Genomic DNA, 12,802 nt, shown 5'->3' on the forward strand with positions numbered 1-12,802 from the left:
GGGGCGTTATCAATCATGAATGAAGTATTAGTGAGCGAGCAAGATGCACAACAGAAAAACAAGCAAGATATCGTATTGAATGGAAATGAGTTAACGATTGAAGATATTGTAAATGTAGCCAAAGGTGAACATGAATCCTTTATGTTTACGGTGTCAGATGAGGCATTGGATCGTATTGAGAAATGCAATGAGTTAAAACACGAAATTATTAATCAGCAGCAGCCTATCTACGGTGTTACAACTGGTTTTGGTGATAGTGTAATGAGACAAATTTCACCACAAAAAACAATTGATTTGCAACGAAATTTAGTTCGATTTCTCTCTTGTGGTGTAGGTCCTAACTCCGAAGAAAGTGTTGCTAGAGCAACGATGTTAATACGGACAAATTGTTTGATTAAAGGCAATTCAGCTGTCCGAGTAGATGTCATTAATCAACTTATTCAGTACATGGAAAGAGGAATTACTCCTGTTATACCTGAGCGAGGCTCTGTAGGAGCTAGTGGAGACTTAGTTCCATTAAGTTATTTGGCTGCTATCTTATCAGGAGAAGGACAAGTCCTTTACAAAGGTGAGTCCCGCGACATCAAAGAAGTACTGAAAGTAGAAGGGCTGCAACCATTAGTATTGGAAGCAAAAGAAGGGCTCGCTCTAGTAAACGGAACTTCGTTTATGTCTGCATTTGCTTGCCTAGCCTACAAAGATGCTGAAGAAATTGCATTCGTAGCTGATATTTGTACAGCGATGGTTTCAGAAGCATTGCTTGGAAATCGAGGTCATTTCTACTCTTTTATACACGAGCAGAAACCGCATTTCGGTCAAATGACGAGTGCTCAAAATATTTATTTGATGTTAGAAGGCTCCCAGTTATCTAAAGAGTATTCGCAAATTATTAAAACGAATGAAAGTATTGAATCCAAAACGTATGTTCAATTAACACAAAGCATTCAGGATCGCTATTCCATCCGCTGTGCGCCGCATGTTACAGGGGTATTATACGATACATTATCATGGGTTAAAAATTGGCTCGAAATCGAAGTGAACTCCACGAATGATAATCCGGTGTTTGATATCGAAACGCGCGAAGTGTACAACGGGGGTAATTTTTACGGTGGACATGTGGTGCAAGCTATGGACTCCTTAAAAATAGCAGTTGCGAATATTGCTGACCTGTTGGATCGACAATTACAGCTAGTCGTAGACGAGAAATTCAATAAAAATTTAACGCCAAATCTGATTCAAAATTATGAAGAGAATGATTATGAATTAGGTTTACATCATGGTTTTAAAGGGATGCAAATTGCATGCTCTGCCTTAACGGCTGAAGCTTTAAAGCTAACTAATCCTGCCAGTGTGTTTTCCAGATCTACGGAGGCACATAATCAAGACAAAGTAAGTATGGGTACGATTGCATCAAGAGATGCGCGTACGATTGTTGAATTAACGCAACATGTAGCAGCTATTCATCTTATTGCACTCTGCCAAGCTTTAGATTTGCGTGGTGCAGATAAGACATCTCCACAAACCGCTGTCATTTACAACATGATTAGAGAAGTGACTCCTTTTGTAGACCGCGATCGCCCCTTAGACAATGATATTCAAGCAGTGGTTGAGTTGATCCGTTCCGGAAAATTAAAAAAAGCAATTCAAACTAATTAGAAGTGGAGTTTGAGACATGACAGAACAAACTATGAAAGCAACGCTGCGAACCATTATTTCCGACGTTACTGAAATTAATGATTATGAAAATGATGAAAAATTCAATGAGCGATTAGGTGTTGATTCCATGATGATCATTGAAATCGCTGTACGCATTGAGAAAGCATTCAACATCACTGTACCGGAACATTACCTTCCTCGACTTACTAACTTAGACGAAACTCATCTTGCTATTAATGAACTTGTTTATCAACTGAAATAACCTTCACCAGCACCATCATCAAGCCGCGACAACATTAACTCAATAGAGGTGGATTTTATTGTTTACGGATCAAACATTTTTGGTTACAGGTGGCACTCGTGGAATTGGAAAAGCAACTGTTCAAGCGCTCATTGAACGAGGAGCAAATGTTGCTTTTACATATCAAAGTAATCGAGTGCTCGCGGAACAAATTTGTGAAGAGCTTGGACAAGGCAATAACATTTTGGCGGTAGAAGCAGATGTGCAAGATTTTACTCAAGCCCAAAAAACGATTGCACAAGTGAAAGAGCGGTTTAATCAATTGCATGGAGTCGTGCTAAATGCCGGAATTGCTAGAGATAAACCTTTTTATATGATGAGCGAAGAAGATTGGGATGTTACGATCCAGACGAATCTTAAAGGAACATTTAATTATGCAAGAGCTTCGGTGTTTGATTTCATTAAACAAAAATACGGCCGGATCGTGTGTGTGAGTTCAGTAAGTGCGATGAAGGGTGTATTAGGGCAAGTCAACTATTCTACTACCAAGGCTGGCCAAATCGGGTTTATCAAATCGTTAGCTAAAGAGGTTTCCAAATTTGGGATTACCGTAAATGCAGTGGCTCCAGGATTTATCGCTACGGATATGTGGAATGACATCCCAGACGATCGCAAAGCGAAAATTTTGGGCGAAATCCCGCTTGGCAGAGCTGGAGAGGCTTCGGAAGTGGCAGATGCAATTTGTTTTTTATTGCAGTCCAATTACATCACAGGTAGTGTGATTGCTGTCGATGGCGGAATACTGATTTAAACCATAAACCATTCAAATGGAGGAACGAATATGACTACGAATTTGACGAGTGAGAATACAAAAGAAGTGATCAGAACCATTGTTGCGGAAATTGCAGAAACTACGGAATTTCAGGATACCGATCCGTTTAACGAAACATTGAATATTGATTCCATGATGGTTATCGAAATTGTCGTTCGCATTGAAAAAGCATTCAAGATTTCAATTCCAGAAAGCTACATCCCTCGTTTTACAGATTTAAATGAGTCCGTTCTTGTGGTACAGGAAATCGCGTCGGGTGAAAAGTAATGAAAAAACGGATCGCAATTACGGGTCTTGGTGTTCTTTCCCCAATCGGATCTGGAGTTAATAAGTTTTGGGAAGCATTAATTGCAGGTGAGATTGGTACGAGAACCATAACATCTTTTGACACTTCAATATACAGTGTTAATCAGGGAGGGGAAGTGCTGGATATGGATCCAGCCTCCTTCTTTCGGCAGTTAGACCCTAACGTATTGGGGAGAACAACGCAATTAGCTGTGGCTTCATCATGGATGGCATGGGATGATGCTCAGGTACCAAGCGATTATTATTCCAGCGAGCGGGTTGGTGTATGTATAGGCACTGGAATTGGTAACAGCTCTATTTTGGAAAATAGCCATGATATTGAATTAAGCGGGGAACAAAAAGTGCGTTCGGAATATGTAGCTAACTATCCCTTAGCTTCTGTTGCAAATGCAGTTTCTACTGAATTAGGGTTTGAAGGACCCAGCCTAACAATATCTACTGCCTGTGCATCTGGTAATTATGCGATTAGTCGGGGGATAGATTTGATCCACGAAGGAGTTCTAGATGTAGCTGTTGTAGGTGGAGCGGATGGCATGTCTAGATTTTGCTATACCGCATTTCATCGTCTGGGAGCGATTGCACCCGAAGTATGCCAACCATTTACAAATGATCGAAAAGGGATGATCGTAAGTGAAGGGGCAGCTAGTTTAGTATTGGAAGATATGGAAAAAGCAATTGAACGTGGTGCTACCATTTATGCTGAACTTGTAGGATATGGCCTTGCTTGTGACGCGTACCATCTTACTGCACCTCATGTTGAAGGATTAGGTGCAGTACTTGCCATGAATAGAGCCATCGAAGATGCTGATATTGAGAGAAATGAGGTCTCTTATATTAATGCCCATGGCACTGGAACGAAAGCAAATGACTCGAGTGAGTCGCTGGCCGTTTACACCACTTTTGGGGAACAAGCCGATTTAATTCCTGTTAGTTCGATTAAATCTATGCTAGGCCATACGATGGGAGCCTCGAGTGCAATTGAAGCAGTGGCTTGTACCTTGGCTATTCGCCATTCTGTTATTCCTCCAACGATGAACGTATCCGAACTCGATGCTGATTGTGTGAAAAATGTTGTACCTAACCAAGCGGTTCATCAACCAGTCAAAGTTGCAATTAGCAATTCCTTTGCTTTTGGAGGCAATATTTCCACTATTGTGTTGAGAGGAGTAACGGAATGAATCACCAAGAAGATCGTATCGTAGTTACAGGAATGGGGACCGTTTCAGCTCATGGTGTTGACGATCAGGCTTTATGGTCCTCTATTCGGAATGGGGATCTTCCACCTCGTCATACACACTCGAATCCATCAGAGACCCCTCCAGTTGTTAGGGTAGATAAGTTTCAAGCCGCTGATATTTTAGGTAAAAAAGGATTGCAATTTATGCAACCTTCTTCATTGTTCTTATGTGCTGCCTCACTAGCAGCTTTAAGCAATGCGTCTATCGATTTAAACACGGTAGACCCTGATCAATTAGGCATTGTAATAAGCACGAATTACAGTGGTTTTAAAGTAAGTTCTCAATTCGACCAAACGACAATAACGGAGGGTCCTAAACATATAAGCCCTATGGAAGTACCCAATGGGCTTGTTAACGCACCCGCCTCTCATCTAGCTATTCGTATTCAATCAAGAGCATGCAACACGACGATTTCTTCTGGATTTTGCGCAGGATTGGATGCGATTGGTTATGGTATTAGCATGCTCAGAAAGAAAAATGCGGATTTCGTCGTTGTTGGCGGTACAGATGAGTGGAATGATGAGGTGCATTGGTATTACAACCATGCCGGATTATTGTCTGCTGGCCCAAAGGGGAGTTTAATTCCGGGTGAAGGCGCAGCAGTTGTTGTGTTAGAGCGGTATGAAGATGCGATTCGGCGTAAAGCAAATATATTAGGAGAAATTACATCTTGGTATTCTTGTTTTGCACCAGTTGCTAATCAAGAAGCACGAATTAAAGGGTTTATGAGATGCATGGATACCGTGATTCAAAACGGTACCGCTCCAAATCATGAGGTTGATCTTGTTATTACAAGTACAAATGGACTTGTTGATCAGGATCATATCGAATTAACGGCCATAAATGAAAAGTTCAAGCAAGTTCCGATCTTGGATATCAAAAAAACAATTGGGGAAACAAGCGGCGCGGGCGGACTGTTTCAAGTTATTTCATCGATTCACGCCATAAAAGATAACGCGATTCCGAGTCATGCCTTAGTTAACGGTTCTTCTAACGAAACCGATTCTATTAGCACTGTACTTTTAACTGCAAATGATTTATTTGGAGGGATCAGTTCCGTTCTTGTAAAGGCAGTAAGCTAAAATTAGAGGAGGTTAACACGTATGTCCGCGAAAGTTTATTTTGATGAAATTAAACGTTTATTGCCACAAGACTACCCATTTATTTTCGTCGATCGTGTAGAGCATTACGAAGAGTTTAAATCGATTACTTGTGTGAAAAATATTACAGGAAATGAGTGGGCTGTAACGGGACACTTTCCTAAACAAGCTATTTTTCCAGGTGTGCTTATAAATGAAGGATTTGGTCAAGCAACGATACTATTAATCAAGTTGAGTCAAAAAAATGAAGAGCAGCGGGTCATGGAAATTAACAGTGACTCGACCTTTTTAATGACCTCAGCAAAGATAAGATACTTAAAAACAATTGTGCCCGGGGATCAGCTGTATTATCACTGTAATATCGTTAAATTGACTAGCAATTCAGGCGTTATTGAAGGGATTGCGAAGATCGATAATGAGGAAATTGCCGCGAAAGCAGAATTGGTTTTTTGTGTAAAATGATTCTTCCGTTTATAACCGTTAGGGGTGAATAAAATGAGTTTAGACGATATTCAGTTGTATCCATTAACTCAGGCACAGCAGCGCATTTGGAATACGGAGTTGTTGTATCCGAATACATCAGTGTGCATTCTGGCGGGTGCAATAAAAATAGAAGGACAACTGCATAGAGACTTGTTGGAACAAGCTATTAACTTGGCTGTGCAGCAGCATGATGCATTCAGAATCATGTTGATCAATGACCAAAATGAAATGAAGCAATACTTTGAAACCTACTCCTATCAAACCATTGACTATATTGATTTTAGTGCAAATAACGATGAACGCCATGTGGATGATTGGCTGCATGAACACAAATTAAAGCCTATGCAGTTAATTCAATCTGCGTTGTATCACTTTTTAATGTTTAAGACGGATCATGAACAATATGGATATTGCATAAAAATTCATCACATTATAGCTGATGGAATTTCATTGGAAATTATCACAAATCAAATTACTTCAAACTATTTTCAATTGTTAAGCAATAATCCAGTAGCAAGTCATGAACCCAAATCGTATATCGATTATATTTCTGCGGAACAAGATTATCGTTTTTCTGATCGATTTCAACAGGATCGTAATTACTGGATAAACACATTTGACACGCTGCCTGCTTTTATCGAATTTAAAGCCTATCAACCTATCCTCTCAAGTACTGCTGCGAACAGAGCAAGCTTTACCATTAAGGGTGGGTTGTACCAAGATTTGAAACAATTTTGCCAGGATCAGCAAATTAATGTGTATGCCTTCTTTTTGTCTGTGTTATATACGTATATTCATAAAGTGTCGAACGAGCAAGATATGGCAATTGGAGCTGTTTATTCAAATCGGTCGACGAAAAAAGAAAAAGGTACAATGGGCATGTATGCGAGTACAGTTGCCGCTAGAATAGCTATCGATCCTGAAGAGCAATTCGGTTCATTTTTACAACGTGTTTCCCTTAATTTATCTAAAATTATGCTGCATCAAAAATATCCCTACAATCAATTAATTCAAGATTTAAGAGTCGAACATCACAATATAGAGTTGCAGCGACTGTTTAGTATTATTATGGAATACCGAGTAATGAACTTCTTAAAATCGGATCAAACACAAAACGATAAAAAGCTAGCATCTCAGCACCATTTTTGTGGACATGAAGTCAACGATTTACTTATCCGAATAGAGGAAGAGCTTTCTGAACATGTGTTACATATTCATTTGGATTACCGTACATGTGTATTCGAAGAACATGAAATAAATAAATTGATTGAATATATGTCCGATATTGTGCGATATATCATTGGAAATAGTCAGCAAAAAATATCAACGTTTTTCCTTATTCATGAAGAGGAGAAACAAATCATTTTAAATGAGTTTAATGATACAACAATAGCGTATCCCCAACATAAGACGATCCAGCAATTGTTTGAAGAGCAGGTGCAGCGCACACCTGATCGTATTGCTGTAGCATTTGAGGGTCAAACGCTGACTTATCAGGAGTTAAATGAGAAATCCAATCAGGTAGCTCGAGCGTTAAGGGCGGAAGGTGTAAAAGTTGATCAATTAGTAGGTATTATGGTTGAGCGCTCTTTGGAAATGATGATTGGCATGTTGGGGATTTTAAAAGCAGGTGGTGCATACGTACCTATAGATCCTGAGTATCCTCAAGAGCGTATCCATTATATTTTAAACGATTCTAATGTGGATGTATTATTACTGCAACATCATTTGCAAGAACGAGTAAGTTATGAAGGCAAAGTGATCACTTTAGAGGGTGAACATTTTCACCATGAAGATCGTTCGAACCTGCCACACCTTTCACAACCAAATGATTTGGCCTATGTCATTTATACATCAGGTACAACAGGGAAACCAAAAGGCGCTATGATCGAACATCGCAACGTCGTCCGATTAGTCAAAAATACAAATTCTCTTCCATTGAACGATCAAGTGCGTATTTTACAAACAGGCTCTATCGTGTTCGATGCCTCTACATTTGAAATATGGGGAGCCATGCTTAATGGTGGTCAGCTGCACCTAACGGAACACGCTAATATTATTAATGCAGTGGTGTTAAAACAATTAATAAATACGAACGATATCAACTTGATGTTTTTGTCTACAGCATTATTTAACCAACTCGTACAACAAGACCATACGTTATTTGAACGTTTACAAACCTTAATTGTAGGCGGAGAAGAACTATCTATAGCCCATGCTAATAAATTGATACTTCATTACCCTACAATAAATTTGATTAATGGTTACGGGCCTACAGAAAATACAACATTTTCAACCACGTATCCGATCCATGGAGAGCAGCTGAAGAAGGCTCCTATTGGACGCCCTATTTCGAATTCCACTGCCTATATCGTAGATCAAGGTATGAACTTACAACCAATTGGTGTGTATGGGGAATTGATTGTGGGTGGAGACGGTGTGGCGCGAGGATATTTAAATCAGCCTGAACTTACGGCTCAAAAGTTTGTGAATGGTTTGTTTAAAGACGGTGAGCGCTGCTATCGAACAGGAGATTTAGCTCGTTGGCTACCTGATGGTAACATTGAATTTTTAGGCCGAATGGATCACCAAGTGAAAATTCGGGGATACCGAATTGAATTAGGTGAGGTCGAGACGTCACTGTTAAGTGTAGATTGCGTTCAAGAGGCAACCGTAGCTACACACGAAGTTAAAAATGGTGAGAAAGTGATATGTGCCTATTACGTGGCCAAGCAGTCGCATACGATCCATGAAATTAAGGCTGCATTGTCAGAGAAATTGCCTAGTTATATGATACCGACTTACTTTGTGGAGTTAGACCAAATTCCGCTCACGCCAAATGGAAAAGTTGATCGTAAGTCATTGCCAGCTCCTGAAAGTGGTATGCAAATGGGAACGGAATACGTACCGCCTCAAACACCAGCTGAAATCATCATGTCTAACGTATGGGAAGAAACGCTTGGACTAGAGAAAGTAGGCATTACAGATAGCTTTTTCGATCTCGGAGGACACTCATTAAAAATTATTGAGACGTTGCCGAAATTAACTCGAGCAGGACTACAGGTCACGATTAAGGACTACTATGATTTAAAAACGATCGCAGCTATTACGTCAAAAATAAGTGGTGAACAGCCAGAAATTCGTACAGACGAACAAGTCAACGAGATGATTTGGAATAAACCGCCTAAAAAACGGCTGACGGATGAGCAAATAAGCAAGCCATTTAATCACAGCGGTCATCTATTACTAACAGGCGCAACAGGATATTTAGGGGCCCATCTGTTAGAACAATTATTACGAACAACGGATTGCACCATTACGTGCATTATCCGTGGTCATTCCGATCAAGAAGTGACGGAAAGACTAGTAAATAAAGTGCAGTATTATTTTAAAAACGACGATGTTATTCCATGGTTGAATCAACGTGTCAGCGTTCGATGCGGGGATTTAAGTCAGCCCAATTTAGGTTTGGCAGAAGCCGTTTATAACGATTTAAAAGTTACCGTAACTGAAGTGATTCATGCAGCCGCGTTAACGAAACATTTTGGAACTCAAGAAGAGTTTACATTGGCCAATGTGAGTTCGGTTGAGCAGCTATTGAAATTTGTAGGGCATGATAAGAAGTTTCATCATACGTCTACCATAAGTGTGTCCGGTCTTCAAGTCGATGAGGATGAAGATGTGTTATTTACGGAACACGACTTTTATATTAAACAGGACTATTTGTGCAATGTGTACATCGAAACCAAATTTTTAGCTGAAAAATTAATATATGATTATGTATCGACAGGTACGGATGCAGTCATTTATCGAATAGGTAATTTAACAAACCGATATACTGACGGTCAGCATCAACAAAATATGAACGAAAACAGTTTCTTGAAACGATTAAAGTTTATGATCAAATACGGTGTGATCACAGATCTATTCCCAACCGGACTAGAATTTACACCAGTAGATAAATGCAGTGAAGCTATGCTGAACATCATCACGCAGCGGGGAGATTCAGCCGAGCATTATGTGTTCCACTTATCGAATGATAAGACGCTTGAAACGGAACAATTTATCGAAATGTTAGATGAACACGGTTATAAAGTGGAACTCATGAAGCAGCAACGTTTTGAACAGATTGTGGCTCTGAATCAGGAAGATGAACAGTTCAATCAAGAGCTTCAATTTATGATGGGGTACGGTTCTGACGTTGACGTCCATTCTCGCTATCGCTCAAAAGTGAACATAGACTCTACTTTTACGAAGCAGCGATTAGCACAGCTGCAATGGCACTGGCCAGACATTAATCAAACATACATTAATCAAGTACTCCAGCATATGTTCGCTACGGGTTACATTCGTAAGGAAGAGCTTCAAAATTTGCTCGTATGAATTTCATTTTCTTAGCTTTAATAGGGTAGATAAGCCTTGCTAGAGTTAGGAGTTAAGAGAGGTAAAAGGAATGGATCTGAAAAATAAAGTCGTGTTGATTACAGGCGCTTCAACGGGAATAGGAGCGGAAGCAGCTCGTTTAATGGTGAATAAAGGTGCGAAAGTCATTATGACAGCTCGTTCTGTTCAAAAATTGCAGGACCTTGCAGACCGGTTAGGCCCAAATGCTTTTTTTTATCCCCTTGATGTGTCCAATGGCACGGAAGTTAACGATGTAATACAAAAGGTTATTCACGATCATGGTCGAATCGATGTACTTGTAAATAATGCAGGTACTATTCAATGCGGTCATTTTGTGGATTTGCCATTGGAATCGTTTGAACAAATGATGGATGTTAATTATTTTGGTACAGTACGTTGTCTTAAGGCCGTGGTACCACATATGATTCATAACAAAAGTGGACACATCGTCAATGTTGCCTCTATGGCAGGGAAGTTTGGACAAGGAACATTTTCCGCATATTCGCCTTCCAAACATGCTCTATTAGGATTGACGAATAGTTTGAGACAAGAATTACAAGGAACAGGAATTCATTTTACAGCTATTAATCCAACGTTTGTTAATACAGCCTTTGTGGATCAAGCAGATCCAACAGGGGGCTTAAAACGAAAAAATAACTCAAAGATGTTACAACCTGTTGATGTCGCAAATAAAATTGTGCTCGCAGTTGAAAGAAATATTAGGGAAATCGACTTGCCATTTTTAATGACGATGTCTGGGAAGTTACTATTTCATTTATTCCCTAAATGGTTTGATAAATTTTCAATTAGTGGACCTGAAAATAAGTAAATTCAAGCTTAATAAGCGAGCCGAACACTAAAAATGTTCGGTTTTTTTTTGATTTTAGGGTAAAAAGTAAGCTATAATGATATTAGCAGAGATTATATGCGATTTTATAGTTAATTTGCTTGAAAATCGACGATTATGGGGGGAAATGGCTGAAATAAACATAAAGGGGAGATGCAATCTTGTGGACTACAGATGCAATGATGCTTTTATTCGGAACATTACTTTTAATAGGTGTTGCTGGGGCTAAATTTTCTAATCGCTTTAATGTGCCTTCACTCGTACTATTTATTGTGGTAGGTATGGCACTTAATCCGCTTATTTATTTTGATAATGCTAAATTAACGCAGTTATTAGGTGTACTCGCCCTAATTATTATATTGTTCGAAGGCGGTATGCAGACGAACTATCGAGAGATACGTCCCATCTTAGGCTCTGCCTTGTCGTTGGCAACGGTAGGCGTTGTACTGACGGCGGGAATTATCGGGGTGTGTGCCAGCTATATTTTGGACATATCTTTGTTAGAAGGCTTACTTATTGGAGCCATTGTCGGTTCTACAGATGCGGCAGCGGTATTCGCCGTATTAGGAAGTCAAAATATTAAAAAGAGACTTACCTCCACGCTTGAAGCTGAGTCAGGAACGAATGACCCGATGGCGGTCTTCCTCACGATTTCATTAATTGAACTAATTAAAGTGCCTGATACGCCTTTGATCAATATGTTACTCGCATTTTTCTGGCAAATGGGCTTCGGTTTAGCGATGGGGCTTGCCTTAGGTTGGCTGTTTACACAAGTGCTAAATCGCATTCAATTAGATACATCGGGACTTTATCCCGTGTTAGCAGTTGGCGCGGCGATATTTACGTATAGCAGCACTGCAATGTTGCATGGAAGTGGTTTTTTGGCGGTCTATGTATTGGGAATGGTCATTGGAAACAAAGATATTACGTACCGTTACTCGATCGTACGCTTTAATGAAGGCTTCGCATGGATGATGCAAATTATGATGTTTGTCGTGCTGGGCTTGCTCGTATTCCCGAATCAACTGTTAGAAATTACTTGGCAGGGCTTACTGTTGTCCGTTTTGCTTATGTTTATCGCTCGTCCAATAGGGGTGTTTATTAGCTTGGCAATAAGTAATTTCACCTTTAAAGAAAAAACGCTGATTGCTTGGTCGGGGCTTCGTGGTGCTGTACCGATCGTTATGGCTACGTATCCGCTTATTGCTGGATTGGAAGGCGGGCAAATGTTCTTCAATGTCGTCTTTTTCGTGGTGTTAACGTCCGCATTGTTGCAAGGGGCAACCATTTCACCGTTGGCTCGTCGCTTAGGGCTAGTAGGTGAGCGGAAGGTAGAGCCTATGCATACGATGGAACTTATTTCGGTCGGCAAAACGAATATGGAAATGGTTAAAAAGACGGTCGAACCTGGGACAGCCGTTGTAAAGTATATGCTGCATCAATTAGAACTGCCACAAGATGCGCTTATCACAGCTATTGTGCGTGGAGAATGCATGATTTCTCCAAATGGTACAACGCAGATGGAAGCAGGGGATGTTGCCTACATCTTAGTTGCCAAAAAAGATAGAGAAGCTTTGCGATCGCTGTTTACGGTGCTTGTTGAAGAGGTTGACGACGAGCAAAAAAACGATGAAAATAACGGTGAGGGTAATGAGAAACATACCCTGAGATAAGGGCCGATTTAGAGACATAAAA

The 12,802-nt window shown here is 40.0% G+C and carries 10 protein-coding genes; all 10 read left to right on the forward strand.

What is annotated here, in order from left to right; all coding sequences use genetic code 11:
* Positions 1-15 precede the first annotated feature (15 nt).
* The 10 genes from KIK04_RS15010 (at position 16) to KIK04_RS15055 (ending at position 12,780) form a co-directional block, all read left to right on the forward strand.
* Positions 16-1,656: an HAL/PAL/TAL family ammonia-lyase gene (locus tag KIK04_RS15010; RefSeq protein WP_232274445.1), complete on the forward strand. Its 1,641-nt coding sequence runs from the start codon at positions 16-18 to the stop codon at positions 1,654-1,656.
* 16 nt (positions 1,657-1,672) lie between these two features.
* Positions 1,673-1,918 carry an acyl carrier protein gene (locus tag KIK04_RS15015; RefSeq protein ID WP_232274446.1) on the forward strand — a complete coding sequence of 82 codons (246 nt, stop codon included), beginning with the start codon at positions 1,673-1,675 and terminating at the stop codon, positions 1,916-1,918.
* A gap of 58 nt (positions 1,919-1,976) precedes the next feature.
* Positions 1,977-2,708, forward strand: a complete 732-nt coding sequence (locus KIK04_RS15020; RefSeq protein WP_232274447.1) for an SDR family oxidoreductase — start codon at positions 1,977-1,979, stop codon at positions 2,706-2,708.
* Positions 2,709-2,738: 30 nt separating this feature from the next.
* Positions 2,739-2,996, forward strand: a complete 258-nt coding sequence (locus KIK04_RS15025; RefSeq protein WP_232274448.1) for an acyl carrier protein — start codon at positions 2,739-2,741, stop codon at positions 2,994-2,996.
* Positions 2,996-4,213 (forward strand): beta-ketoacyl-[acyl-carrier-protein] synthase family protein, encoded by a 1,218-nt coding sequence (locus tag KIK04_RS15030; RefSeq protein ID WP_232274449.1) that lies wholly within the window; start codon positions 2,996-2,998, stop codon positions 4,211-4,213. The genes KIK04_RS15025 and KIK04_RS15030 overlap by 1 nt, the downstream gene beginning before the upstream one ends.
* Positions 4,210-5,355, forward strand: coding sequence for a beta-ketoacyl synthase N-terminal-like domain-containing protein (locus KIK04_RS15035; RefSeq protein ID WP_232274450.1), 1,146 nt, complete (start codon positions 4,210-4,212; stop codon positions 5,353-5,355). The genes KIK04_RS15030 and KIK04_RS15035 overlap by 4 nt, the downstream gene beginning before the upstream one ends.
* A 21-nt stretch (positions 5,356-5,376) precedes the next feature.
* Positions 5,377-5,835 (forward strand): 3-hydroxyacyl-ACP dehydratase FabZ, encoded by a 459-nt coding sequence (fabZ, locus tag KIK04_RS15040; protein WP_232274451.1) that lies wholly within the window; start codon positions 5,377-5,379, stop codon positions 5,833-5,835.
* Between the two features lie 33 nt (positions 5,836-5,868).
* Positions 5,869-10,239, forward strand: a complete 4,371-nt coding sequence (locus KIK04_RS15045) for a non-ribosomal peptide synthetase (protein WP_232274452.1) — start codon at positions 5,869-5,871, stop codon at positions 10,237-10,239.
* Positions 10,240-10,309: 70 nt separating this feature from the next.
* Complete coding sequence (locus KIK04_RS15050; protein ID WP_232274453.1) at positions 10,310-11,089, forward strand: SDR family NAD(P)-dependent oxidoreductase; 780 nt, start codon at positions 10,310-10,312, stop codon at positions 11,087-11,089.
* 197 nt (positions 11,090-11,286) lie between these two features.
* On the forward strand, positions 11,287-12,780 hold the full coding sequence (locus tag KIK04_RS15055) for a potassium/proton antiporter (RefSeq protein WP_232278751.1): 1,494 nt from the start codon (positions 11,287-11,289) through the stop codon (positions 12,778-12,780).
* Positions 12,781-12,802: the final 22 nt, after the last annotated feature.

The organism is Paenibacillus sp. 481 (genome assembly GCF_021223605.1).
Lineage (GTDB): Bacteria > Bacillota > Bacilli > Paenibacillales > Paenibacillaceae > Paenibacillus_B.